Here is a 24,706-nt window from a genome sequence, read left to right on the forward strand (position 1 = left end):
CGTTCCTCACCTGGCACTGGTCGTTCCCTCCGTCGCGGCACCGATCTTCACGACGTCGATCCAGCGCAGCCGCCACAACTCGCGGGTCTCGTCGGTGACCGAGGTAGTGATCGCCGATCGCTCTGAGATCACGGCGGCCGTCGCGGGGCTGATCCGCCGCTGCCGGTGATAGGTGCGTGCCGCAATGTCCAGCAGGAACCACTGCCGCTCCGGTAGCCGCCACTCGAGCCGAACATGCACCGGTAGCTCGATCGTGAAGTCCGCCAAGTCCGTGGTCGCCGACCGGGTCACGACAAGGTCCTCGAGGATCAGCGCGTCGAGCGAGCTCGTGAGCAGCAACCGGATCGCGTCCACGGGTGTCTCGACCATGGGCTCGTGACTGTTGTTCATCGAGGTGTTGAGCACGACGGACACCCCGGACAACTGTGCGAAGGCGTCGATCAGTGCGTGGAATCGCGGGTTCTGCTGAGCATCCACGATCTGCACGCGCGCGGTCCCGTCGACGTGGGTGGTGGCTCCCAGTGACGTCCTGAACTCCGGCCGCACTGGGACGACATGCGACATGTAGGCGAAGGACGTGTCGGCTCCGCCGAGATCGAAGTACTTGTCGCCGCCTTCCGGCGTGGTCGCCGGAGCGAACGGCCGGAATCCCTCGCGGCTCTTGATCGCGAAATTAACGCGATCGCGGTTCACCGCCGGACGTGGATCGGCCAGGATGCTGCGGTTGCCCAGTGCTCGTGGCCCAAACTCGCTGCGCCCCTGGAACCACCCGATGATCTTGTCGTCGGCGAGCAGCGCGGCTGCCTCACGCACGGCATCGATGGCCGGACGAACAGTAATGAGTGGGCGGAACGCTTCTGCCGCGCGCTCGATGTCCACCACGTCGTACTCTGTACCGAGGTACGGGCTGAACGGCCTCGGGGACGGTGAGCGGAAGTCGCCTCGCCGGATGAGCGCGGCGCCGAGCGCCGCACCTGCATCATGCGAGGCTGGATGTACATACACCGCATCGAAGAGTCCAGAGTTCAGGATCCGGCCGTTCAGCGTTGAGTTGTGCGCGACGCCGCCGGAAAAAGCCAGGCGTGTCGTACGTGTCTCGTCGCGCCAGTGCCTGATCAGCCGAAGGGCGTTGGTCTCCAGCCACAGCTGCACGGCGGCGGCGAAGTCTTTGTGGATCTGGTCGAACGGATCTTCAGCGGCGCGCAGCTTCCATCCACTTTCGACCAACCCATGCCGGAACGCTTCGGCGTTGAGCCGTACGCCGTTAATAGGATCAGTCGGCGCGACCCTCTCGAGTAGCCGGGTAAATCGCGTCGGATCGCCATACGGCGCAAGGCCCATGACCTTGTACTCGTCACCCCAGCGATAACCCAGCGCATGCGTCGCGTACGCATACATCATGCCGAACGACTTCTCAAGGGGCAGTCGGCCCACACGGCGCAAACTGCCGTCGCGCTGAAGGAAGGCAGTCGTCGAGTCCCGTCCGCCGCCACCATCCATGACGACGACCAGCGAGTCCTCGGACCAACCAGACCCGTGCTGAGTTGCAGCGGCGTGCGCGGAGTGATGATCGACGAACTGTAGGTCCGCATCAGCAACCGCGATGCTCAGCTCGGAAAGCCGTTCGTGGATCAGTTCGCGGGCCGTGCGGCGGGGTACGTCGGAACGCCAGAAGTAGATGTCGTTCAGGCTGTGATCGCAGAACCGCTCATCGAAGTAGTAGCCGACAGCATCGATGTCACTCGCGGAGAGCCCGAGCGTCCGCATCCCGGCGGTGACCGCGTTCGCGGGGAACCAGGTGGTCTTCTTGATGCGGCTGTATCGCTCCTCCTCGGCGGCCCACAGCACCTCACCGTCTGGAGCCAGGATCACAGCACTCGCATCATGGAAGTAGATATCGGGCATTCCATACGTCTCATGCCCACGGAACGGGCCGCCACTCAGCCCAAGAACGTAGCGTGACATTTAGACACTTATCCCCAAGTCAGATTAGTGGTGAGTCGAGAACTGCGCATTCGAGCATGAACGTTGGCCCCCACCAGAGTGCGGTGGCAGAAACTCGTCAATAGCGACTCGAAAATGGCATGAACAGGATCACGAAACGCTAGGCATATGCAGGTCAGCGGCCGTTGGCGAATACACAGGAGCGGATTGGTTGATTCATTGTTTGGGTGAAGCGCTACCGACTCTTTGGGTACGTCGTGCCGCCGACCTTCTCGTGCTTCGCCTTGGCCACGGCGGGCAGCTCGCCGAATCCCTTTGGCGGACTCTTTCATTCGAGGCCGGCGGCGGCGAACTTGGTCGCGTTTCAGTAGCTGATATGTCGGTGTTCAGGTATCACGGGTAGCCGAAAGTGCCGCTCATCCCCCGGTACTAATGTGCCTTCACTCTCCCTCGACGTACATCTCATTTCGGGTCTGCGGCGGCAACATTGAGTAGTTGTTCTTCCTGGCCTGGCTCAGGGCGAAGCCGAGCGGCAGGCAGGTTCGTCGCATCCGGGCTGCCGACCGGGCCACGCCTGGCTGAGGGCCTTCCTCTCGTAGCCGTAGCCGGGCCGATTCGATGAGTCGGTCGAGAGAATGGAGTCACCTTCAGCCGGATTGGGCCTTCTCGCTTGCCTCGAGATTTCTGGCCACCTGTTCCCAGAGCCGAGAACACTCAAGCGCTAAGGCCGAGACGGTGCCTGTGCAGTGCCTGGGAACTGTTTTCAGAATACGTTCCCAGTCCTGAGGGGGAAGTGCGGTCAAGCTGAGGCTTCGGAGCAGAAACCGCCCCGATTCACTGAGGCATATCGCTGGATCTTTTGAAAGAGTCTGCCAATTCGCTGAGCTTTGTGGTGCGGGAACTACACTTGCTTCGGCCGGCGCACTGGGCGACGTGGAAAGGTCCTCGCCCGTTTCCTTTACCACCCTCAGCCGCAGCGCCGCAGGATCCTCGCCGCGCAGCAAATGCTCACGCACTCTTCGCACAGTATTGGGAGACACTCCCGCATCTCTGGCAATCTCACGGAGCGAGGCGTCCGGTCGCTCGGCTAGGAGTTTGGCGGCCCGTCGGCGGCCCTCGGTATTGCTGACGGGGCGGACCCTGCCGTCCTGGCCGAACCTGGCATTCAACTGCGGAGACTGCGTAGTCACCCGTCGTCGGAGAGACGCGATGGTCCTGGCCGACAGGCCGGTGGACTCGGCTATCGCACGATCCGACCAATGAGCATGCGAACCGATGATGCGCATTGCTGCAGCCTTGCGGTCAGTGAGTGAAAGCGGCAACCCGTGTTCGATGTTTGCCCTGACAGCAAGAAGGAAGACTTCCTTTTCATCTCCGTCGAAGAAACGGGCCGCAATCGCTGTCCGTCCTTTGACGATGGCGGCCCGCACTCTGTGCATTCCATCGATGACCTGCATGGTTTCCCGGTGAACCAGGATGGGCGGGAGGCCATCCTCCACTTCGGCGATCACCTGTATGTGAGCTGCATCCTCCCCCTGCAAGCGAGGCGAATCATTCAAAACCAGCCGGTTGATCGCAACGTTGACGACGGTGGAGGAAATCCCTGGAAGAACGTTCTGGCGGCTGCCATCCAAATATCCAGAGTCAGACCCTCCGGAGTTCTTCCGAGCCGCCATACCTTGCCTCCTTTTGACCGCTTGGGGAGTATCGCCCACCGTGAATGCCTCCGTCGGTTCTGCCGTAAAGGTTCCGGCAGGGCTCGCGAGTCATGAGCGGAACCTGACCAGCCATCGGCGGTTGCCCGGGCCTCCCCGGCCGGCCGCCGCAGTGAATAGAGCCACCAATATGGCTCGCAAGTAGTGAATCAATCAATCATCTACTTGGCAAGAGGGCTCCCGTCCGACGGGCCCTGAGCTTCCAGGCAATGGTTACGAGTGTGAAACTGTCCCGGGATAAAAACATGCAGACCTCTTACCTACCGGAGGTTTATGCGGAGGAAGACTTGAGCTGCCGCACGCAGAAAGCCCCCTATGTCCCACCCGTCCAGTTCGTCGCTGTGCGCATTGATTAGGTGAGAACTGGTTTTCGCACCTGAGTACAGAGCTACGCCGGCCCTCTTCAGGCGGGGGTTCTCCGACGTCTTTGGTGTCAGCCGCCCGTCGATGGCACAGCAGGTCGGCAACGGCCTGTGACGGCCTGACCATCACGTTCGCCCACGCAAACCATGACCCCTGATCTCAGCGGTACTGCGGTCGGGGCCGACCGAAGGCGCTGGCGATTCAACGAACCGAGCGGTCACTGCGCCGATACAGATGGCAGACGCTCCCGAGTCTTGAGGCTCAGATGTGCTGAGGCCGAGCTGACCTCGATGTTTCGTGACGGTCAGTCGGTGTGCCCGGCGGACCGTTTCGGCTGCTCGGGCTGGTGACGGGTCTCTGCAGCCCCGACTTTCGCGTCAGATGGGCACCAGGTTCGAGTACGGACCGCGCCAGAGCCAGCGGCGGAGTCCAGTCGTGACGAGCCGGGCGGTGGCAGAGAACCATCGCAGCCAGCAGGCGCTTGGATTCCCACCTGCGAGCACCGGCATTCAGGCGAGCAGGGCGAGGACGAGCTGGACGATCTGCCACCAGATCCGGTTCCGGGCCGTGTCGTGCAGCGATAGGTTCCACGGGCCGCTGTCGCGGGCTGCCGGTGGTGTTTGTCGCGAAGCACGTCAGGCGCCTCCTGTCGGCGTCGGCGATCCGCAACTGAGTGCCGAGGTGCGGCCGTTCCTTGCTGACGACCAACGGCATGCCCGGCGGCCAGCCCTTCAGCACCCGCGATCTCGGCGCCCCACGCGCCGTCGCGCACGTCGCCGTCCGGTTCGATCGCAGGTGTCCAGGCCGACGCCGGGATGACGGGGACTGCTTGGTGGAGGCATCCGTGATGACCATCCCGACTCAGCAAGTCAGACAACGCCCGCGCTGGGTGAGCCAGTTCACGAATCGTGGCTGCCACCGGCGGAGTCGGTGCGGATGAGTGTCCTTCGTCCGCGCTGCTGCTCCTTCGGTAGCCGGGCCAGCGCCTGCCGGGCGTTCTCGATGTGTCGCTCGCAGTGTCGCTGCGTGCGTTCCCGGGCCGCAGCAGGCCCGCGACCGGCCTGTCCGCCCGCGTCCGGTGCCACGTCGCCGTCCAACTTCCGCGCCCGCTCACGGACTTCGGACCTGGCCCGGCGGATGGCCGTGAGCGCTCGGAGACCGGCCGCGGCAAGCGCGTCGATCAGCCGGGACACCGCTGGGTCTTCGGCCACCGGGCCAAACGTGTCGGGCTCGGCCCGCAGCACGCCGATGTCGCACAGGCAGTCATCGCCGAGCGCGACGGCCAGGGCGAGGTCGAGCAGGACCTTGCCGGGATCGTGCACCGCCCGCCGCTTGCGCCACGGCTCCAGCATGGCCGACAACGTCGAGTCCAGGGCGATGCGGCGGACGGTCTCCACCAGCAGCACCTCCCGGCCTGCGAGACGGCCCCGCATCGCCGCGCCGGACGCGGACACGCGGATACGCGGATACGCGGATACGCGGATACGACCCCCTTCGTTTACACACCGGGAAAATTCCTCCGACTGCTGCGAGGCACAGGGACCTCAACAGCCCTCATTCTTACTGGTCAGAGGCACTTTGCGCTGTGCTGATCACGCGCCGGACAGGATTCCCGTCGACTGTGTGCAACCGCGGAGATTGCGCGGTTGCACAGGCAGCGAGCGAAAGAGCCAACCTGTGTCACCTGCATTGCATTGACCCACATGGCGTGTGAGCAGCATCCTCTTGTGCTGCGGCCAGTTCCTGCGATCGGGGCAATTCACGGCACTCAAGAGTACACGTAAGAACAAGTGTATTGTTGTGAATTTGCAGCCTCTGCTGCGGGGGGCCGTTGGCGTTAACAACCGTGTCGACGAATTTCTCGTAGCGGAAGCGGCATCGGGTCATGTTCGATGCTTCCAGGTCCGGTTCCCCATCACTGGTAAGAGGAGTTTGAGGATATCGCATGAGTGAATCACATAGCCCTGATGCCGCACTCCGTCTCGCTCGGCAGCTATTCCCCGGTACTTCCGACCACGATCCTCTGGATTCTCTCCAGGTCATGGAACTACTCGCACACCTCGAAAGCAACGGATTCGAGCCGCCCTCCCCGGTCTTCATCACCGAAATGACCATTGCCGGCGTCATCGACGCTGAGAAATAGGCAGGCCACCGGGAATGCAGACTGACGCACCTGGCGTTATGGGCGACACATCGATCATGATCATCTCTTGGTGGAACCTGGGTCCGGGCGATCCGTCCGTGCAGGATATGGAGGCTGACATATTTCAAGGCGCCGACGACTGGTCGTCATGTCCCGGTCTCCTGTCCAAGTATTGGCTGGCCGACCCCGAAAACCGTCGCTGGGGGGGCGTCATGGTGTGGGAACGGCGTCCGGCGGCCGACCTGCCGATCAACCGGGCCGCACAGTTGATCGGGCGCCCGGCCGACGTCCGTTTCATCTTCGCGGTACCCAAGATCGTGCACGGAATTCAGGGCAATCACCCACGCTAAGTCAGCAATGGGGGTTTCCCCCTTTCAGTGATGTGGTGAGGCCGCTTCCCACCTCACGTCATCCCAAGGAGAAACCGTGTCGATCGCAGCCAACCCGCTAATGGACCTTCCGTACGACACCCGGCCCGATCCGGAGGAGTACCTCCAGGCTGTTCTCGAGTGGCACTTCCACCCGAACACCGGATCGCCGTACTGGCTCGAGCGGGCCAAGTCACTTGACTTCGACCCGCGTCGGGACGTGAGGACCTTCGACGATTTGCGGCTCTTCCCGAACGTCGCGAACGAGATGCGCAAGGTACCGGCGCAAGCTCTGATCCCTCGGGGATATGGACCAACCCCCGAAATCGTGGGCGTTTACGAGAGTGGCGGCACCACCGGGGCGCCCAAGCGCGTGGTCTGCCCCCGGGACTGGCTGGACCGCCTGATCGCCTGGAGTAACGCCAACCTCAACGAACACGGCTTCCCGCGCGGCGTCGACTGGCTCGGGCTCGTACCGTCCGGCCCCCACATCGTCGGGGAGATCTTCCGGCGCTCGGCAGCCACACACGGACGTCACGGCTTCCAGGTCGACTTGGACCCACGCTGGGTGAAGAAGCTGATCGCGGCGGGCAAGAAGGACGAGGCCGACTCCTACGCCGAACACGTCATCGACCAGGCAGAGTTCGTGCTGCGCACGCAGGACGTCGGCGTGCTGACCATCACTCCCGCACTGCTGGAGCGGCTGGTGCGGCGCGACGAGCTGGTCGCGCTCGTCAACGAGAAGGTACGTGCGATCCGCTGGGGCGGCACCCAGCTCGACCCGGATACCCACCACCTGTACCGTACCGAGATCTTCCCCGGCCTCGTTCTGTACGGCCATTACGGCAGCACGATGATTCTCGGAATCGCCGGCCAGCGCGTGCCTGCGGGCGAGGAGGACACCTGTGTCTTCGACACCTTCTCGCCGTACGTGACCTTTTCGGTGGTGGATCCGCGAAACCGCCGGCTGGTGCCCTACGGAGAGCGGGGGCAGGTAGTGATGAACCATCTCTCCAAGGCGCTCTTCCTCCCCAATAATCTCGAACGGGACCTGGCCACCCGCGTCGAACCGCTGCCCGGCTGCATCGGCGATGCCGTCGCAGACATCGCTCCCGTCTCCCACTTCGAGAACGAGGCGGTTGTCGAGGGGGTCTACTGATGACAGACCTGATCCAGCTGGACGTCCTCGGCCCCGCCGGCCCCTACCGCTCCCGCAACCGAGCCACGGTGGCGGATGTCAGCGGACGGCCCGTGGCTGAGCTGAGCCTGGCACCGACGGTGTACGTCGACCGCGCCATGGCGGCGCTGCGCAGGGCGACACCGCTTCCGCTCGATGAGCGGGTCGCTGCCATCGCCCACGCCGGGCAGCTGTTTGCCACCAGCACCATCAACGGCCAGACAGTCGCCGAATACGAGCACGCGGTGAGCCGGGTGGGCGGCATACCGATCCAGGTAGTGCGGGCCGCCACCGCGACCGCGATGCGCCGCACCGAGCAGTTGTACAACAACCTGCAGCACGCTCGGCCCTGGGGCGCGGTCGGCGACTGGCGCGATCCGCTTACCCACGCGGGTAGGGCCGTGTGGTCCCGGCGCGGGGAGGTCTTCGCCGTGCATGCCGCCGGGAACCACCCCGGCACCCACACTCTGTGGCCGGAGGCCCTCGCGTTGGGCTATCGGGTGGCGGTGCGACCATCGCGACGCGAGCCGTTCACTCCGCACCGGCTCGTGACGGCCCTGCGCATGGCCGGGTTCGGCGATGACCACGTCATGCTGCTGCCTACTGACCACGCTGCCGCCGAGAGCCTACTGCGGGGCGCCGACCTGGCCTACGGCAGCGACGAGGTGATCCGCCAGTACGCCGATGACCCGCTCGTTTTGCCGTTGAATCCCGGACGCTCGAAGATCCTGCTCACCGCGGAGACAGACTGGCCTAAGCACCTGGACACCATCGTCGACTCGATCAGCCACCACGGGGGGACCGGCTGTGTGAACGCCACCGCTGTTCTCGTCGAGGGTGACCCAGCACCCGTGGCCGAGGCCATCGCCGACCGCCTTGCCCTCCTGCCCAACCTTCCTCCCGAGGACGAGAAGGCCGTGCTCCCGGTGCAGGCGTCCTCTGTCGCACGGGCGTTGGAGAAGTTCGTGCTGGACAAGGCGACGGGTGCACGGGCACTTCTAGGGGGAGCCGGGTTCGTGGAGGAACTCGGTGACGGCAGCGCCGTGCTCCGCCCGGTAGTGCACCAGCTGGAGCGTCCGGACGACCCGAGGGCAGGTGTTGAGTTGCCCTTCCCCTGCCTGTGGGTCGCCCCCTGGTCACGTGAGGCGGGAATCGTTCCTCTGCGCAACACGCTTGTTCTGGGCGTTCACACCAAGGACGAGCGGCTTATCAGCGCGCTCGTGGACGAGCCGTCTATCGCCAACGTCTACGTCGGTGCCCACCCGACCTATTGGACGGACACCGGCATCCCGCACGACGGGCATCTCGCGCACTTCCTCATGCGCACCAAGGGATTTATTCGGGGCTGAACCACCACCGGAGCAGCCCGGTCCCTCCACGAACCGAGGTCACCTCAGCCAGGACCGCACAGCGCACCTGAACGGCCACCTCTCCCGCGTCGCGAGAACCAGATCAGAAACCTGCCCAGGTCGCTCTGGCCTGGCTGCTGGCCCAGGGTAAGGACATCGTCCCCATCCCGGGCACCAACCGCGTCCACCGGGTCGAGAAGAACACCGCCGCCAACGACCTCCGGCTGACCGCCGGTCAGCTCGCCAGACCGAGCAGCCTCCCGGCTGCGGCCGGGGCTACCCACACGAAGGCTGGCATGCGGCTCCCCGAACGCTGACCACTCACGAACTGAAGGACAAGCCGATGCAGAACGTGACCTTGAGCAACGGCGTAAAGATGCCGGTCCTCGGCTTCGGCGTCTACCAGATTCCGCCAGAACAGACCGAGCAGGCCGTCTCCGAGGCCCTAGCCGCCGGCTACCGGCTGCTGGACACCGCCGCCTACTACAGCAACGAGGAAGCTGTCGGCCGCGCTATCGAGAGCAGCGGCATCCCGCGCGCGGACCTGTTCGTCACCACCAAACTGTGGGTCCAGGATGCCCCAGCCAGGGAGAACACCCGGCGCGCCGCCGAGGCCTCACTCGCCAAGCTCGGTCTGGACTACCTCGACCTCTATCTGATGCACCAGCCCTACGGCGACGTCTACGGGCAGTGGCACGCCATGGAGGACCTGAATCGCGAGGGCCTCGCCAAGGCGATCGGCGTCGCCAACTTCTACCCCGACCGCCTCGTCGACCTCGTCGTCAACAACGACATCACCCCCGCAGTCAACCAGATCGAGACCCACCCATTCTTCCAGCGCACCGCCGACCAAAGGCTCATGCGCGAATGCGGAGTACAGATCCAGTCCTGGGGGGGCCTTGCCGAGGGCAGGCTCGAACTGTTCACTCATCCGCTGCTGAACGAGATCGGCAAACAGCACGGCAAGTCGGTGGCCCAGGTCGTGCTGCGCTGGCTGGTCCAGCGCAGCGTCGTGGCGATCCCCAAGTCGGTGCGACCCGAGCGCATGGTGGAGAACATCGCCGTCTTCGACTTCGAGCTGACCGACGACCAGATGGCCTCCATCGCCGCCCTGGACACCGGCGCCTCGCTGTTCCTCGACCACCACGACCCGAAAATCGTCGCCTGGCTCGCCAGGAAACGTCTGAACCGCTCCGGGTCTGATGGATGCTCTGGTATCCCCGGTTCTGATGGAGCCGGGTTGCTGGACAATTGACCGTCCAGAGCACGACAGCCAGGCGCTGATCCCGCGACGAAGGGCATATCGCCGCCCCGACGCGGACGCCGGCGGCGCAAGGGCTGGGGCTTGTGGGCCACCCCTGAGTCGCAAGTGTCCAGCAGCGGGACGTCCTTTCGGGGCGACTGCTTGAGCTGTCGTTGCAGCGTGCGGTGATTGCCCTTGATCAGCGCGATGTAGTGCGCGTTCTTGTCCTCGACGAGCAAGCGGGCGTGCGCGATCGATGCCTCCGTTCAGGGCGCTGTCCCGCGATTTGTGCATCCGCACCCATCGTGTCGTGGAGAGACACTGACCGGGCGGCCGACTGGCCAGATGGGGTTCTAGGAATCCGGTTGGGCACGCCCGCGGACGATGCGTACTCTGTCGGACCATGTGCTACCACGCTTTAAACGGCGCCTTCCGGCACTACGTGTGCATCGCGTGCCGACTCTCCTTCAAAGGCAGCACATGGCCGATCCGGAAGCGCATCTGTCCCGGCTGTCGTGAACAGCTCGTCTTCGCCGGCTACGACTTTGCCGCGCCCCGGCGACGTGACACGAAGGCATGGTCGGTCGTAGCGACTGTGCTTGCGCAGGGGCTGACTTACGATCACCGCCCTGGCTGCGGCTGCTCGCGACTCCCCTCTTTCCGACCCCGGACCCGGGCTCAGGTGCGTGTCCGGCGCCGCGCAGCCGAGCGGCTGGGCCTGCCTCTGTCGGTCACTCTCGCTCGCCGCGACGCCTTCACCTCGGAGAGCCGCGACGAGCAACCGCCCTCTCCGTCGGCCGCGAAGCGCGACACGACCCCCGGCGCCGGGCCGTCCTCCTCGTCGACACCACTGTCTTGACCTGCTCCGGCAGCGTCCGGGAGGTCGGTGTGGCGGTGGTAGAGGCGATCGCGTTCCTGAGGCAGGCGGCGGTTGTGCTCGAGGATCTCCTTGCGGTAGCGGCCCGGGGCGGCCACCGCCAGCGCCCGCAGCCGCAACTCGGCTGCGGGCCGCCCCACCTACGCCCGCGACGCCGAGGAGCCGGGGCGAGGCGTTGGCCGCCGGATCGGCACTCGAGGATATGAGCTGAGTGAGCAGGTCAACGACGGGGGGCAGAGTGGGAGCGGCTGGTGCCCGCGCAGCAGTACCTGCTGGAGACGCTCGGGGTGCACCCCGAGAGCGAGGGTTTGCCGAGGACGCCGACGCGCCGTTCCCGGGATGAACTGTGGGAAGAGTCCTGCGCTCGGGTGACCCGGTCGGGGTCGAACAGGAAATGTGGGCGCTGCTGACCACTTACCATGTCCTGCGGATCGCCGTGGTGGCCGCCAACATCGAGTCAGCGCCGGGTCTCGATCCGGACCGGGCAAGCTTCACCACCGCCCTGGAGACCGCCCGGGGCCTCCTGACCACCGGCCACGGCGTCGTCGCGGCCGCGGGGGACTCCGATCTGGTCGGCGACGTCGGCCGAGTGGTCCTGTCCGACCTGCTCCCGCCACGCCGTCTGCGCACCAGCATCCGCAAGGTCAAGTGCCCAATCTCCCGCTACCCCGCCCGCCCCGCTGACAACAGGCCACTGACCAGCCAGAGCATCATCGGCATCGCCGTCACGCTCTCCACGGCCCACGACACCCCACCGCCGCCACAGGCCGTGGAGCCCGGCCGCCCACACACCGACACCCGCCCCTTCCCGGACATCGCCGACCGCGGGCCGCCAGCACCGCGTGCTGACCATCCTCTCCGCCGATCCCGGCCACGCCTGGCACGACCGCGAACTCGCACGCATGCTGGACATCACCAACCTGAACAGCTTCTGCGGTCCACTGACCCAATGGTCAAGCGAGGGCATCATCCGCGAGACGGGGCGCGCTCTCTACACCCTCGCAGGCCATGCCTCTATGCCCTTGACCAGTGCGGACACCGCTTGACTACGCGGCATTGCCTGCGGACCACACGAACCCCGGCCCTGTGACGGACTGACGCCGGGCAGGACCCTGACCCGCACCCCGCCCTCGGAACGCGAGTTCGGCCTGCGCCCTCTTCCTGTGCGACCACTTACCTTCGACCGGTTGAATCCACAACGGAGGGTTCCTTTTTATGGACAGTCACATCGTGCAGGTGAAGATCCACCCCGCCATCGGTGTCGCCCGGGTCGGCAACAGCACAGAGGCACCCTTCATCGGCCCGGAATCACCGGACCAGAAACCAGCGGACGCCGGCTCCTACAAGGACGCTTCCGGGGCGATACGGCGGCAGGCCGCACGATTCCGTGTGTACGGCTACAACGCCGCCGGGGAGGTCGTACGGGAACTGAAGCCGGGCAGCGAGGGTGTCACCGAGATCCAGTGGACGGTGCATCTGGCCAACAAGAAGGCTGCCTGGTACCAGTTCCATCTGGCGCTGGACATCCCCGAGGGCAAGACGCTCACGGCAGAGCAGTACGGCCGACGCAACGCCGACGTCGTGGGCGCCGACAGGAAGAAGCTGGTCAACGATCCCGGCAGCCGCACGGTTCGCGGCTCGAAGACCGAGACGCAGAAGTTCGACACCGGCAAGGTCATGGACAAGGCGGTGTACCTCGGCGAGATCTCCACCCGTTCCGACGGCCGCCTGCTGGTGCTCGGCGGCCGGGGGAACTCCGCCTCCTACAAGAACAAGCCGATCACCGGCGTCACCAACAACGACACCTGGTACGACGACGTGTCCGACGGTCCGGTGACAGCGAAAGTCACCATCGACGGCCAGGTTCTGACCGCCGTACCGGCCTGGGTCGTGGTGGGACCTCCGCACTACGCCCCCGGCGTGAAGTCCGTCCGTACCCTCTACGACCTGCTCTTCGACGTCTTCGTCCAGGCCGGTTCGCTGACCCGCCCGCAGCAGGTCTCGTTCGCCGATCACATCGAGCCGATATTCCGCAGGTTCTGCGATCTGCAGTGGGTCAACCATGGTTTCGCGACCCAGTTCGGCTGGAACGGCCCCAACTTCTTCCTCTCGCCGACGATGCGCAAGAGGCTCGCCGATCCGTCCGACCGAAGCCGGGAACTGCGCCGCCAGGTGTACGCCTCCTTGCGCAACTACGACCGTGACGGAAAGTCCCCGCTGCCGTGGCCGTGGCTGTACGGCGACGCCATGGCCAGCAAGCCCAAGTCCGTGCTTCAGCACCTGGCGCTGTCGCCGACCCAGGACTGGATGCTGCAGCGTTGGGCGGACGGGGCGTTCGTGGCCGGACCCTTGCGGCAGCCGCGCCCCACGGTCGACGAGGCCCCTGCCGCCGAGCAGCCGGGGCTGCTGGACCGGGCGGCCCTGGAGGGCTGCGCCGCCGACGCGTTCCACCCGGGGATCGAGGTCACCTGGCCGATCAGGCACGCGAGCATGTTCAGCGCGCCCTTCCGCATCCGGCACCGCGCCCCCGCCACCGCGGAACCCGACTACGGGCCCACCCTGCTTCCGGACGAGGCGGTCTCCGCCACTGGCCCCCTCCAGGCACAGGGCCCCGGTGACCTCACCCGCTGGATGGCCGCCCCCTGGCAGGCGGACACCGCGAGCTGCCGCTCGGGCTACGAGGTGTTGGCCAACCTGGGGCCCCGGTACAGCCCGTACCTGCCGACCTTCTGGCCTGCCCAGGTACCCAACCATGTGCTCAAGCTGGAGGACTTCGAGAAGGTCAACACGCCGTCGGCCGGGAGCGACGACAGCGCCCGGGAGGAGGCATTCGAGCGGCGGGCGACCTGGCTGCGCGGACTCACCGGCACCATGAACGAGCAACGCACACAGATGATCAAGGACTGGGCCAAACTCGGCGTCGTCGAGGTGCGCGACTACACCGTGGGCGACGGGAAGTTCCCCGACCGGATCCTGGTGGAGTCGCGCCCGGGACAACCGCTCGCTCAGGCACCGGACAGGGCGAACCTCGTCAACGTGCAGGTGCCCGAGGCGGGGCCGCACGTGTTGGCCGCGGCGGCGGGCCGCTCGCCCGAGGGAAGGCTCGCCCCCGAAGCCGTCGAGGCTGAGTCCGCGGCGCGGGCCGTCGGCGAAGCGGCCCGGGCGACCGGCTACCGCGAGGAGGAGATCACCGCCGGATACCTCGAGAAACTCGACCCCTTCCGCGACGCGCGGTGAGCGCCGCCCTCGCTCTCGGCGCGGACACCTACGACGTCGTGGTGGCGGGCGGCGGCCCGGCCGGCTGCGCCGCCGCGCTCATGCTCGCCCGGGCGGGCCGTACGGTCCTGCTGGCGGACGCCGGCACCGGGCCGCCCAAGCTCGGCGAGACGCTCGTACCCGCCGGGCGGGTCCTGCTCGGCGACCTCGGCATAGCCGACCGCGTTCTCGACTCCGGACACCTGCCCTGCTACGGCAGTCTTTCGGCGTGGGGTTCGTCCGACCTGCACACCGTCGACTTCATCAACGACCCGCACGGCCATGGCTGGCACCTCGACCGACGGCTGTTCGACCAGCGACTGCGCGACGCCTCCCGCGCGGCGGGGGCGGAGGTCGCCGAGGGCACGGCCGTACGCGAAACGGTGCGGACGCCGGACAGCGGCTGGACCTTGGTCCTGCGCGGCGGCACCGGCCCTGCCGGTAGCGAGTCGGCGGGCGAGGGCGGGCCCGATACCGGGCCGGCGTCCGGGTCCGGGGGCGGGAGCGGGTCCGCAGGCGGAGGCGGGGCCGCGTCCGGTGGCGAGCGTACGGTGCGCTGCCGCTGGGTGATCGACGCCACCGGCCGCGCCGCCGCGATGGCAATCCGGTGCGGGGCCCGGCGGCGGGTCCGGGACCGGCTCACCGCTCTGTACGTGCCCCTGGAAGCGGACCCGCTGGACACCGACCGCCGCTCCCTCGTCGAGTCCGACGAGGACGGCTGGTGGTACACCGCCCCGCAGCCCTCCGGCGGGCGCCTGGTCGCCTACTTCACCGACACCGACCTGCCGGCCGCCACCCACACCGCACGCCACTTCCACCGACGGATGTCGGCCACCCGCCACGTGTCCCGATGGGTCCACCGGGACGGGCCCCCGCCCACGTCACCCACCGCGCCCCGCCGGGCCGCCGCGCACACGGCGCACCTGGACCGGGTGTACGGAGACGGCTGGACCGCCGCCGGTGACGCGGCGGTCGCCTTCGACCCGCTCTCCTCCCAGGGCGTGCTGACCGCCCTCTACACCGGGCTGAGCGCGGGCCTGGCCGTCGACGCCCGCCTGAGTGGCGTTCCTGACGGCGCGGAGTCGTCCCTCGGCGCCTACGCGGACCAGGTCGCGGCCGCACGCAGCGCATATCTGCGCGGCCACCGTGTCATCCACGCCCAAGAGGCCCGCTGGACCGACCGCTCCTTCTGGGCGCGGCGCCTGGCCGACGTGCCCTGACAGCCTCGGCCGGTGCGAACTGAACTGCTCAGGCGCACCGGCCTGAGCAGTTCCGGGGCAGACTTCCGGTGATCCGTCGCGTTGCCGGGAGTGGCGAACTGCCGAACGTGGAGATCACTTCGTACGGCGACCTCTCGTAGCTTCCTCCGAACAGGACACGACCGTGGCGCTGGCCTGCACGAACCGCCGGCAGAGTCCGCTGCAAGGAAGGCGTTGGCGTCGAGGCCCTTGTCCCACAGCACCAGCATGTCCGGCGTCGAAAGGTGCAGCAAACGGCTGGCATAAGAGGTCTCGCCCTCGTCCGTGGGCCCGAACACGGCACCGATCAGGGACCTCGTCCCGGTCTCGACCAGCGTCATCAACTCCACTGTGGGACAGCCGTGATGAGCCGTCCGCCCCAGCCAGGCCCGGTTGTGTGGTGAATCGGGCACCCGCAGCGAGTTGCAGCCGTCGAACGACACCGTCCGGTACGCACCGAACAGCACCCCCGGCGTCGTCAGGCGGGCGGCGCGACCACCGGCGTTCCGGTCAGGCCGCCGTTCAGCTTGTCACAGACCAGCCGGTAGCCGACCGCGGGAAACAGATACATGGCGAGCAAGAAGTACATTCCGGCCCGGGACGGCAGATCACGCAGCCGCCGCTGGACTGTCCACGTCTCCGTCAGCACCGCGTCGACCAGCTCGAACGGCACCGCGGCGGTCAACTCGCCCAAGTGACTCGGCGCGCACGGGCCCGCGGCCACAGTCACCGTACGGGTAACGGTCGTCAGCGCGGGCGAGGAGGCAAGACGAACGGGCAACGGAGCTCTTCGGGTACAAGCTGTCTTGGTCGACTGCCTGTACCAACGAGCTCCGTTGCGTTTTACTCTCGGACACCCAACGAGCTTGCGTGACCTGCGAAAACGCTCCGAGAACCGGCGGCTGACCCTGCCCCAGCTGATCCGTCAGGTCGCCGACTCACTGGACGACCACGGCACCCACGCGCTGATCCTGGACGACATCACCCGCCTGCGCATGCATCGGGCTGACGACGTTCGAGGAACACTTCGACAAGAGGAAGGTCGAGCTCGGCAACTGCGCTCGCCCCTACGGCACACCGTGTCAGCACGAGCACGCATGCATCCGCTGCCCAATGCTCCAGATCAGGTGTCAGAGTTTCTACCGGCGCGCCTTGTGGGCGTCGCGACGCTGGGGTCAATGAACCAATGCCCTGGCCGCCGTCCACGCCCTGTTCGAGCACGAGCTTCGCGCACCTGAGGAACTGGCGTGCGCTGGCCAAGGGCCATCCCGTAAGACGCGTAAATCAGGCGCCCATGGGTCTATCTCGTCCCTTCAAATTGGTTGACATTCCGGGGTGGAATGTCGGACGTTCAGCCGTGGCCCACCGAACGGGGACAGAGGGACGGCTGGTAGATGGCGCTCAGTGGGGGGGAACCCGAACTCAGGACGCGGGCGGCGCCCGGCGGCGCCTGCCGCGGTGGACGCGGGCCCGGGGCATGAGCTGAGGCAACTGGTCCCCGTGGAGAGTGTCTCGGCGCAGGTACACACGGCAGGGCGGGTGAAGGACCTGGGAAAGGCAGTGCAGTTCAGCTGGCCTGGGGTGTACTTCGAGGGCCGCTTCCGCGGGACCGGGGTCGGGGTGGTGCTCGACTGCGCGGCCGCCGACTACGACGTCCAGGTTGACGGGAGCACCGTCGCCACCCTGTTCACACCCGGCGACACCACGCACTGGATCAACGGTCTGCGGGACGGCGAGCACACGGTCCGGGTCGTCAAACGCAACGACACTCCAGGGGACACCAGCACGTTCGGAGGCTTCCTCGCCGCACCCGGGGGCGCCGTACTGAGCAAGCCGGCGCCACGGGACCGCCAGATCGAGTTCATCGGGGACTCCCTCACGGTGGGCTACGGCAATGTCTCGGGCACCCGGGACTGCAATCCGGAGCAGATCAAGCGGAACACCAACACCGACATGAGCCACGGCGCCCTCACCGCCCAGCAACTGGAGGCCGATTACCAGATCAACGGCTTCTCCGGCCTCGGCATGGTGCGCAACGTCGCCGGCATCTGCCCGGACGTCACGTACCGGACCTACTACGACCGCGCTTTGCTGAACGTGGACGGCGATGTCTGGCAGAACCCGGGGACGTGGCGCCCTCAGGTCGTGGTGATCAATCTCGGCTCCAACGACTTCTCCGACCTCACCCCCGCTGAACCGTGGAGGCCTGACAGCCTCGCGGCCGCCTACCGCACCGCCTATGGCAAGTTCCTTCGGAAACTGCGGACGCGCTACGGTCTCGGCACCACGCTCGTGGCTGTCGGCTTCGACAGAAACGCCGAGCATGTGCGGCAGGTCGTCGAGGCGCGTAACGATGCCGGCGACAGCGGGGTCCATTACTGGTTCCTCGATCAGGCGGGCCTGGACTTCCTCGGATGTGACGGCCACACCTCGGCTCATGACGACCGGGTGATCGCCGACCGCCTTGCCCCGTTCCTCAGGAGCCTGCGAACGGGATGGTGAGGGACATGGCCACGGGTGAACCGGGCCAGGGCTGCTGCCCCCGCCGTAGCCTCCGCACCCCCTGCTCGCCCTGTGGCTGGGCAACTTGATCACCTGGGTCGAGGCCAGCAGCACGGGCGACCGGGAGGTCCGCCGTGGGAGAGGCCACCTCGGCAGCGGTTCCCGGGCCTCGGCCCCGCTGTCGGGTCTGCCGCCAGGCGAGAAGCTGATCTCGTAGCCGAACTGGGCGTCGACTTATGCTGCGCTCATCGCCTCACTCTCCCGTCGATCCTGTGGCCTGGTCGCGGCGGCAAAACATGTCGGAGCGAGACATTCGACAGGCCACAGCCACTCGTTGATCGCGACGATCACGGACACATCGTTCCAGACGCCCCGAACGCCCCCTGCCCAGCTTGACCAAAAACATCGGGGCACCCCCCGCCTGAACAGTCGGACGATCCGGAGCCATCTCTTACGAGTCTTACGAGCTGGGGACCAATCGACCCTGGATTGGGGCTTGATATGTGCCTCTCCCACCAGCGGGCCTGTTCCGCCGCCCTCGGCGCCAACTGCGCAGCCGGGGCCGGGGGTAGTGGGGCTCGTGCGCAAAGAGCAGATACACCGTGGGGGGCGTCCCTGGTTCTCGGACTGAGTCTGCGTCATCGGTGGTGGCCCTTCAGCAGTGCCGGGTCGGGTGAGGTGTTGGCCGTTCACCGGGGTGGCCGACGGTAAGTAGCGGCGGTTGCTGCGAGCTGACCTGGTTGACGGGCAGGGGCTGCGCGGTCTTGGCGGTAAACCAGGTGCGTGGTGCCGTCACCACCCGGCTCCGCGGCCAGCGAGTACAGAGGCTCCGCTTGTCGGAGGACGGCGGTAGTGCGTCGGCACCAGAGCCCGTACGCGGCTGGTCCGCCGGCACCAGGCGAGGACGGCGGCTGAGGACGATGTCCGGCGGGGTGCGGCGAGGGAAGTGTGGGAGGCGCGCGGATCCCGCGCAGTCCGCCTGCCTGACGAAAGGTCATCCATGTCCCAGGCTCCGGTTTCGCCTGTTCGTATCGGAAGGCTGTCGATCGGTGCCCTCGGCACCCTTGCGCTCGCCCTCGGCACCCTGCAGACGGTGGTGGACCCTGCGCTCCCGCTGCTGCAGCGTCAGCTGGGGGTCAGCGCGGGTGAAGGGGCGCTGGTCTCCAACACCGTCCTCGTCACGGGCGCGGTCATCGCGCCCGTCGCAGGAAAACTTGGCGATCGCTACGGCGGAAAGCGGGTGCTGGTCCGGCTGATGGCCCTGGTCGTAGCCGGTGGTCTGCTGGCGAGTCTGGCGACTTGCCTGCCGGTGCTGCTGCTCGGGCAAGCCTTGCAGGGCTTCATGGTGGGCGCGCTGCCCCTTTCGTTCATCCTGGTGCGGGCGCACCTTCCGGCGGGAGAATCCCAGTTGGGGATCGGTGTGGTCATGGCGCTGTTCACTGGTGGTGCCATGGCAGGGACGCTGGTTGCCGGGCCGATCGCAGAAGCACTGTCCTGGCACTGGATGTTCGCGCTGCCGACGATCGTCATCGTCGTGGCGACATTGGCCGTAGCGCGCCTGATGCCGCATGATCCACCGGGGCCGTCGGACCACCGGATCGACTGGGCCGGTGTGCTGTTGCTGAGCGGCGCCCTGCTGGTGTTCATGACCGGGCTGGTGCGGGTTACGGGCGACGGCCTGCCGCCGCTCGCGGTCGGTGCCCTGGCGGTGCTCGTGGCCGGTCTCGCGACCGGCTGGGTCGTCGTCGAGCGCCGGTCGGCGGCGCCGATGGTCAATCTGCGCATGCTGGCGAAGCCCGCGATCTGGAGTGCGTGCCTGCTCACCTTCGTCGTCACCGCCTCCTTCGGGATGGTGACCTTTCTGCTGCCGCAGCTGTTCGCGCTGCCGGCCGATGGTCACGGCTTCGGCCTCGACACCACCGATATCGGCCTGCTCCTGCTGCCCGGCGCCATCGCCGGAGCGGTGAGCAATTCGGTCGGCGGGCTCGCGGGGCGCCGGTTCGGGCTGCGTGCCGTGGTGATCGCGGGCGCCGTCGGCACAGCGGTCGCGATGACCGCCCTGATGGCGCTGCACAGCACGCCATGGCAGCTCGTCATCGCCAAGATGCTGGCCGCGACCGCTGCCGGCGTCGCCACCACCGCGCTGCTGACCAGCGCCGTCGATGCGATCGAGATCAAGGACACCGGCATCGCCACCAGCCTGCTCGTGGTGACCCGCGTGATCGGCATCGCCCTGGGCGTCCAGGCCGGGGGCGCGATTCTCGATGCCGGGGCCGATACGCAGACCGGTCTGCCTTCCGAAGCCGCCTTCGTCACCGGGTTCGCCGTCGCCGGCCTCGTGGCCGCATCGTCCCTGCTCATTGTCCGTCTCGCGAAGGTCCGCAGCACGCAGGTCCGGAGCAAGCAGATCCGTGACACGAAGCTCCGTAACACCAGGAAAGGGGCACAGGCATGAAGCGGACAGTCCTGATTTCCGGGGCCGGTATCTCCGGGCCCGCGCTGGGGTATTGGCTGCACCGGGCCGGCTGGGCGGTCACCGTGGTGGAGCGGGCCGACGCACTGCGTGCCGGTGGCTATCCGATCGACATCCGCGGGACCGCGGTCGAGGTGGTCCGGCGGATGGGGATACTGCGCCAGCTGCGGGAGGCACATACCGGCACACGTCGCTATACCTTCCTCAATTCCGATGGCGGCGTCGTGGCCTCGCTCAACGGGCCTTCCCCTGGCCGCAGTCCCGAGGGGCACGACCTTGAGGTGCGGCGCGGGGATCTCGCCGCGGAGCTCTATTCGATCACCCGCGACGACGTGGAGTTTCTGTTCAACGATTCCATCGACACCGTCGACCAGACCGGCGGAGGCGTCGATGTCACGTTCCGCAGCGGCCGACGGCGCACCTTCGACGTGGCGGTCGGCGCTGACGGGATGCACTCGCAGACCCGGGAGGCGTGGTTCGGCCCCGAAGAGCGGTTCCACCGCTATCTCGGCTACGGCTTCGCCATCTTCACCATGCCCAACACTCTCGGGCTCTCCCGTGAGCTCATGATGTGGAACACCCCGGGGAAGGCCGCGGCCCTCTACGCCGTCGGGGAGACCGACGAGCTGCACGCGTTCCTGAACTTCCACTGGCCGAAGCCGCCGTTCGCCGAGGTCCGCGGCCCCGGTGCCCGGCGGGATCTGGTCGCCCGGGTCTTCGCCGGCGCCAGCTGGGAGGTTCCGCGGATGGTCGGTGCCATGCGCGACGCGGCCGACGTGTTCTGCGATACGGCCGCCCAGATCCGTATGCCGCGGTGGACCGGCGGCCGGGTCGCGCTCGTCGGCGACGCCGCGTACGCGCCCTCGTTCCTCACCGGGCAGGGTTCGAGCCTGGCCCTGGTCGGCGCCTACGTGCTCGGCCGCTCTCTGGCCACTCACGGGAACCACACCGCGGCTTTCGCCGCGTACGAACAGGACCTTCGCGAGTACGTGGCCGTGAATCAGGCGCTGGTCGACAGCGGCCGGGCAAGGCTCTTCCCGGCCACAGCCCAGGCGCTGGAGCTGCGCAACAGCATGCTTCGCGGCCTGGACCACATGCCTTCGGCGACAGCCCGACCGGCGCACTCCGCCCTCAGGCTGTAGCCAGGCCCGTCCGACAGGCGAGGACGACGAGCTGGGCCCAGTCGCGGGCCCCAGTTTCGTCAACGTGAGACCACTCCACCGTCTCCACCAGCACCGACGACAAGTGCGGCAGGGATTCCGTCAGTTCGACATGGCACGTCACAAGCTGCCGGACCACCACACGCGACCGAAAATCTTGGAAGACCCGCCTTCAGAACAGTCCCCTGTCAAGAGAGTGCGCCCCCTACCAATGGATCCCGGAAGCCGCCCGGCTCCTCGTTCCCGGAGGCCGACTGATGTTCTCGCGCTGCTCACCACCTGATCGAGATTCAGGCACCCCCGTCCGCGCGGGACTGCTTCGAAGTCTCCGCCGACTGGGCGCAGCAATGGCCCAGCGAGGAAATCGGGAATGCTCGGCTGGCAAGCTGACAGCACCGCAAGCACCGTGAGCCTTTTTCGACCTCACTTTGAGCTGCTCAAGTGCAGGGTGAGGACAGCCTGGACGAGACGCGGGTGGCGGGTGGCGGGTAGTGGAGCAGGGCTGCGTCGTTCCCGCGGTCGCGTCCGGTAGATGAGGTCTGTGTCCCGTGGGGCTTGGTGACGGGTTGTCCGGGCCCGACGCCACGGGGTGCCTCACACGGTGCCGCTCAAGGACGTCCCGATCGAGCCACTCGGGCAGACATCGTCGGCCCGTCGGGAGGGACGTCCACTTTTGACGTGCACTGTGCCGGTGAGGACGCCGTGTACTCGGCGGCGAGGCCAATCAGCTCGTCAAGCCGCTCGCGTGCCCGGGTCAAGTCGTTGATCTGGGTCTGGATGCGGTCACGTTGGTCCGTGAGCCGTTGTGCCATCTTCGGTGTTGCGGCCAGGGTGTCCAGGAACGGCAAGATGTCCAGGATCGCCTTGCTGGGCAGCCCGGCTGCGTACAGGAGTTGGATGAACTTCACCCGCTCGACATCGGACTCGGAGTACTGCCGCTGGTTTCCGGGGCCGCGGGCGGCGATGACGAGCCCTTGCTCCTCGTAGTAGCGCAGCGCTCGAACGCTGACTCCCGCGCGTTCGGCGACTTTCCCGATACGCATCGCGCCTCCTGGCCGACCCGGACTTGAACCTCACGTCGGCGTGAGGTTCTAGCGTACTCGTATGGACATCAGCGGAGCCACAGCGCTCGTCACCGGAGCCAACCGCGGCATCGGCCGCTCTCTGGCAGCCCAGCTCGTCGAGCGAGGTGCGAAGGTCTACGCGACCGCACGTCGGCCGGAATCCATCGGCCTCGACGGCGTGGAGGTTCTCGGCCTCGACATCGCCGATCCGGATGCCGTCGCAGCAGCCGCCCACACGGCCCGCGACGTCGACCTGCTCGTCAACAATGCCGGTATCGGGGGTAAAGCCCTGCTCGGCGACCTCGACGCTGTCCGCACCACGATGGAGGTCAACTTCTGGGGCACGTTGTCCATGGTCCGCGCCTTCGCCCCGGTCCTGGCGAGGAACGGCGGAGGCGCCATCCTGAACATCGCCTCCTCGGCATCCTGGTTCGTCTTCCCCGGCAGCAGTGCCTACGCGGTCTCCAAGGCCGCCGTCTGGAGCATGGGCAACGCGCTGCGCCAGGAGCTGGCCGGACAGGGGACCCTCGTCACCTCGGTACACCTCGGAGCGGCCGACACCGACATGATGAAGGGCTACGACGTACCCAAGATGGTCCCGGACGACGTCGCGCGCACCGCCCTTGACGGGGTCGAGGCCGGCGCGTTCGAAGTCGTCGTCGACGACTTCACCGAAATGGTCAAGGCGTCGCTGAGCAAGGACCCGAGGGAGTTCGACAGGCAGTTCCAGCAGTTCCTCAACCGCTGACCCGCACTAACAAGTCCCTGCCCATAACCTGCCCGAAGCTTCTGTCCGCCGGAGAGTTCCTCAAGGCGTACATGCTCTGATGCGAACGTCCGGGCCCCGGGGCAGGCGATCACCCGACGCGGTGAGGGCGAGGCGCCCCTCGCTCTCCCGGCTGTCCCACCGCGTCCGCCTTCGGGGATACTCGAATCCGGTATGGGTCATGGTGCTGCCCGGTGTGCTGAACAACTGCTGTCCGAGGTCGTTCTCGTGGACAAAGCCAGTCGCCGGCACCCGCGGCTGCCCGTGGTCCATCAGGCCCGCCGCCGGAATCGGCGCGACCCCGTAGCAGTCCTGTACTGGTCGACGGCATCGTCGACCCGGCATGTCCAGCTGGTGCCGTGGCCCTGTCCGACTGACAGGCACCGGGTGCGGCGCCACCAGGGCGGCCGGAGAACGACCGTGCAGCAGCCAGGCGCCGTCGCCTCGGGCGCAGGACTCCGGGGCCAGCCGCCCGGGGCCGGCGGTTACAGGTCGAGGACGGTGCGCAGCGCCTGGTCCACGCGGGCCATGGTCTGGTCCGGGACCGTGCCTCGGCAGCTCGCCCCGTCGAAGCGCGTGGTGCGCAGCTGCTGGAGGTTGACCGCGACCGCGGTCGCAGGAACCGGATCGCCGACCACGACGGACATGGCGCTGTCGGGGTAGCGGCCCGAGGGGTGCAGGACGATCGCGAGGACCGCGCCGTATGCCTCCTCCAGGCCGGTCAGAGAAACGATCAGATCGTCCCGGCCGTCAGGCAGAGTCCAGATCTCGCCGCGCCTCACCGCAGGGCGTCGCCTTCGCCCGCCAGGTCATCGCCGAGACCGAGCGCCGCGGGCCGGCGCGCAGCGTCGAGAGTGGCCTGACGGCGGGCGGCACGCACCACATACGCGTTCAGGCTCATGCCGGCCGCCTCGGCACCGGCCCGGATCGCGGGGGCGATCTCGTCAGGAACGCGCAGCGTCATGTCAACCGTTGGGACATCAGGCTGGCCACCAGGCGATGGTGGCGTGAAGCGGTGGCATGAAACGGGGCCCGGAAACGCATGCGGCGCTTCTCTCGTCCACCGGGG

Annotated in this window: 18 protein-coding genes and 3 pseudogenes; 14 read left to right on the top strand and 7 right to left on the bottom strand. The window is 67.1% G+C overall.

The genetic code is table 11. From position 1 onward, the window contains the following. Positions 1 to 6 precede the first annotated feature (6 nt). The 3 genes and pseudogenes from EJC51_RS01065 to EJC51_RS01075 form a co-directional block, all read right to left on the bottom strand. The gene (locus tag EJC51_RS01065) at positions 7 to 1,905 is read right to left on the bottom strand and encodes a carbamoyltransferase family protein (protein WP_165951428.1); all 1,899 of its coding nucleotides are present in this window, start codon (positions 1,903 to 1,905) and stop codon (positions 7 to 9) included. Positions 1,906 to 2,591: 686 nt separating this feature from the next. Beyond that, positions 2,592 to 3,620: a ParB/RepB/Spo0J family partition protein gene (locus EJC51_RS01070; RefSeq protein WP_126269257.1), complete on the bottom strand. Its 1,029-nt coding sequence runs from the start codon at positions 3,618 to 3,620 to the stop codon at positions 2,592 to 2,594. 779 nt (positions 3,621 to 4,399) lie between these two features. Then, positions 4,400 to 5,455 (bottom strand): annotated as a pseudogene (locus EJC51_RS01075) (transposase). Positions 5,456 to 5,967: 512 nt separating this feature from the next. On the opposite strand from EJC51_RS01075, the gene EJC51_RS01080 reads away from it, so the two are divergent. The 9 genes and pseudogenes from EJC51_RS01080 to EJC51_RS01130 all read left to right on the top strand — a co-directional run bounded on the left by EJC51_RS01080 (position 5,968) and on the right by EJC51_RS01130 (position 15,654). Then, a complete protein-coding gene (locus EJC51_RS01080) occupies positions 5,968 to 6,165 on the top strand; it encodes a hypothetical protein (protein ID WP_126269258.1) in 198 nt (65 codons plus the stop codon). 14 nt (positions 6,166 to 6,179) lie between these two features. Further along, the gene (locus tag EJC51_RS01085) at positions 6,180 to 6,515 is read left to right on the top strand and encodes a hypothetical protein (RefSeq protein ID WP_126269259.1); all 336 of its coding nucleotides are present in this window, start codon (positions 6,180 to 6,182) and stop codon (positions 6,513 to 6,515) included. 100 nt (positions 6,516 to 6,615) lie between these two features. Then, positions 6,616 to 7,692 carry a phenylacetate--CoA ligase family protein gene (locus tag EJC51_RS01090; RefSeq protein WP_126276741.1) on the top strand — a complete coding sequence of 359 codons (1,077 nt, stop codon included), beginning with the start codon at positions 6,616 to 6,618 and terminating at the stop codon, positions 7,690 to 7,692. Beyond that, positions 7,692 to 9,059, top strand: a complete 1,368-nt coding sequence (locus tag EJC51_RS01095; RefSeq protein WP_126269260.1) for an aldehyde dehydrogenase family protein — start codon at positions 7,692 to 7,694, stop codon at positions 9,057 to 9,059. The genes EJC51_RS01090 and EJC51_RS01095 overlap by 1 nt, the downstream gene beginning before the upstream one ends. Positions 9,060 to 9,169: 110 nt before the next feature. After that, a pseudogene (locus EJC51_RS01100) lies at positions 9,170 to 9,376 on the top strand (aldo/keto reductase); the annotation flags it as partial. Between the two features lie 26 nt (positions 9,377 to 9,402). Then, complete coding sequence (locus EJC51_RS01105) at positions 9,403 to 10,314, top strand: aldo/keto reductase (RefSeq protein ID WP_126269261.1); 912 nt, start codon at positions 9,403 to 9,405, stop codon at positions 10,312 to 10,314. A 1,707-nt stretch (positions 10,315 to 12,021) separates the two neighbouring features. Then, positions 12,022 to 12,225 carry a hypothetical protein gene (locus tag EJC51_RS01120; protein WP_126269262.1) on the top strand — a complete coding sequence of 68 codons (204 nt, stop codon included), beginning with the start codon at positions 12,022 to 12,024 and terminating at the stop codon, positions 12,223 to 12,225. A gap of 169 nt (positions 12,226 to 12,394) precedes the next feature. Beyond that, positions 12,395 to 14,416, top strand: a complete 2,022-nt coding sequence (locus tag EJC51_RS01125; RefSeq protein WP_126269263.1) for a LodA/GoxA family CTQ-dependent oxidase — start codon at positions 12,395 to 12,397, stop codon at positions 14,414 to 14,416. Then, on the top strand, positions 14,413 to 15,654 hold the full coding sequence (locus tag EJC51_RS01130; protein WP_126269264.1) for an NAD(P)/FAD-dependent oxidoreductase: 1,242 nt from the start codon (positions 14,413 to 14,415) through the stop codon (positions 15,652 to 15,654). The genes EJC51_RS01125 and EJC51_RS01130 overlap by 4 nt, the downstream gene beginning before the upstream one ends. Before the next feature lie 496 nt (positions 15,655 to 16,150). On the opposite strand, the gene EJC51_RS47580 is transcribed toward EJC51_RS01130, so the two are convergent. Next, the gene (locus tag EJC51_RS47580) at positions 16,151 to 16,357 is read right to left on the bottom strand and encodes a transposase domain-containing protein (RefSeq protein WP_166682796.1); all 207 of its coding nucleotides are present in this window, start codon (positions 16,355 to 16,357) and stop codon (positions 16,151 to 16,153) included. Between the two features lie 329 nt (positions 16,358 to 16,686). Here EJC51_RS47580 and EJC51_RS49495 point away from each other — a divergent pair. The 4 genes and pseudogenes from EJC51_RS49495 to EJC51_RS01155 form a co-directional block, all read left to right on the top strand. Beyond that, positions 16,687 to 16,797 (top strand): annotated as a pseudogene (locus EJC51_RS49495) (site-specific integrase); the annotation flags it as partial. A 414-nt stretch (positions 16,798 to 17,211) separates the two neighbouring features. Next, complete coding sequence (locus tag EJC51_RS01145; RefSeq protein ID WP_279631328.1) at positions 17,212 to 18,174, top strand: SGNH/GDSL hydrolase family protein; 963 nt, start codon at positions 17,212 to 17,214, stop codon at positions 18,172 to 18,174. Positions 18,175 to 19,174: 1,000 nt separating this feature from the next. Then, positions 19,175 to 20,629: an MFS transporter gene (locus EJC51_RS01150; RefSeq protein ID WP_126269267.1), complete on the top strand. Its 1,455-nt coding sequence runs from the start codon at positions 19,175 to 19,177 to the stop codon at positions 20,627 to 20,629. Then, positions 20,626 to 21,789, top strand: coding sequence for an FAD-dependent monooxygenase (locus EJC51_RS01155; RefSeq protein ID WP_126269268.1), 1,164 nt, complete (start codon positions 20,626 to 20,628; stop codon positions 21,787 to 21,789). The genes EJC51_RS01150 and EJC51_RS01155 overlap by 4 nt, the downstream gene beginning before the upstream one ends. A 626-nt stretch (positions 21,790 to 22,415) precedes the next feature. Here the strand turns inward: EJC51_RS01155 and EJC51_RS01165 are convergent. Beyond that, positions 22,416 to 22,850 carry a MerR family transcriptional regulator gene (locus tag EJC51_RS01165; protein WP_126269269.1) on the bottom strand — a complete coding sequence of 145 codons (435 nt, stop codon included), beginning with the start codon at positions 22,848 to 22,850 and terminating at the stop codon, positions 22,416 to 22,418. A gap of 61 nt (positions 22,851 to 22,911) precedes the next feature. On the opposite strand from EJC51_RS01165, the gene EJC51_RS01170 reads away from it, so the two are divergent. Next, entirely contained in the window at positions 22,912 to 23,619 is a 708-nt protein-coding gene (locus tag EJC51_RS01170; protein WP_126269270.1) for an SDR family oxidoreductase, read from the top strand. A gap of 503 nt (positions 23,620 to 24,122) precedes the next feature. Here EJC51_RS01170 and EJC51_RS01175 read toward each other — a convergent pair. Both EJC51_RS01175 and EJC51_RS01180 read right to left on the bottom strand, forming a co-directional pair. Continuing rightward, a complete protein-coding gene (locus EJC51_RS01175; RefSeq protein WP_126269271.1) occupies positions 24,123 to 24,419 on the bottom strand; it encodes a hypothetical protein in 297 nt (98 codons plus the stop codon). Next, the gene (locus EJC51_RS01180; protein ID WP_126269272.1) at positions 24,416 to 24,601 is read right to left on the bottom strand and encodes a toxin-antitoxin system HicB family antitoxin; all 186 of its coding nucleotides are present in this window, start codon (positions 24,599 to 24,601) and stop codon (positions 24,416 to 24,418) included. Before EJC51_RS01180 ends, EJC51_RS01175 begins: the two co-directional genes overlap by 4 nt. Positions 24,602 to 24,706 lie beyond the last annotated feature (105 nt).

Source organism: Streptomyces aquilus (assembly GCF_003955715.1).
GTDB lineage: Bacteria > Actinomycetota > Actinomycetes > Streptomycetales > Streptomycetaceae > Streptomyces > Streptomyces aquilus.

Excerpts from the sequence above, each read along its gene's own strand:
- EJC51_RS01065 (WP_165951428.1), bottom strand. The coding sequence starts at position 1,905 with ATGCCCGATATCTACTTCCATGATGCGAGTGCTGTGATCCTGGCTCCA.
- EJC51_RS01070 (WP_126269257.1), bottom strand. The coding sequence starts at position 3,620 with ATGGCGGCTCGGAAGAACTCCGGAGGGTCTGACTCTGGATATTTGGAT.
- EJC51_RS01080 (WP_126269258.1), top strand. The coding sequence starts at position 5,968 with ATGAGTGAATCACATAGCCCTGATGCCGCACTCCGTCTCGCTCGGCAG.
- EJC51_RS01085 (WP_126269259.1), top strand. The coding sequence starts at position 6,180 with ATGCAGACTGACGCACCTGGCGTTATGGGCGACACATCGATCATGATC.
- EJC51_RS01090 (WP_126276741.1), top strand. The coding sequence starts at position 6,616 with ATGGACCTTCCGTACGACACCCGGCCCGATCCGGAGGAGTACCTCCAG.
- EJC51_RS01095 (WP_126269260.1), top strand. The coding sequence starts at position 7,692 with ATGACAGACCTGATCCAGCTGGACGTCCTCGGCCCCGCCGGCCCCTAC.
- EJC51_RS01105 (WP_126269261.1), top strand. The coding sequence starts at position 9,403 with ATGCAGAACGTGACCTTGAGCAACGGCGTAAAGATGCCGGTCCTCGGC.
- EJC51_RS01125 (WP_126269263.1), top strand. The coding sequence starts at position 12,395 with ATGGACAGTCACATCGTGCAGGTGAAGATCCACCCCGCCATCGGTGTC.
- EJC51_RS01150 (WP_126269267.1), top strand. The coding sequence starts at position 19,175 with ATGTCCCAGGCTCCGGTTTCGCCTGTTCGTATCGGAAGGCTGTCGATC.
- EJC51_RS01155 (WP_126269268.1), top strand. The coding sequence starts at position 20,626 with ATGAAGCGGACAGTCCTGATTTCCGGGGCCGGTATCTCCGGGCCCGCG.
- EJC51_RS01165 (WP_126269269.1), bottom strand. The coding sequence starts at position 22,850 with ATGCGTATCGGGAAAGTCGCCGAACGCGCGGGAGTCAGCGTTCGAGCG.
- EJC51_RS01170 (WP_126269270.1), top strand. The coding sequence starts at position 22,912 with ATGGACATCAGCGGAGCCACAGCGCTCGTCACCGGAGCCAACCGCGGC.
- EJC51_RS01180 (WP_126269272.1), bottom strand. The coding sequence starts at position 24,601 with ATGACGCTGCGCGTTCCTGACGAGATCGCCCCCGCGATCCGGGCCGGT.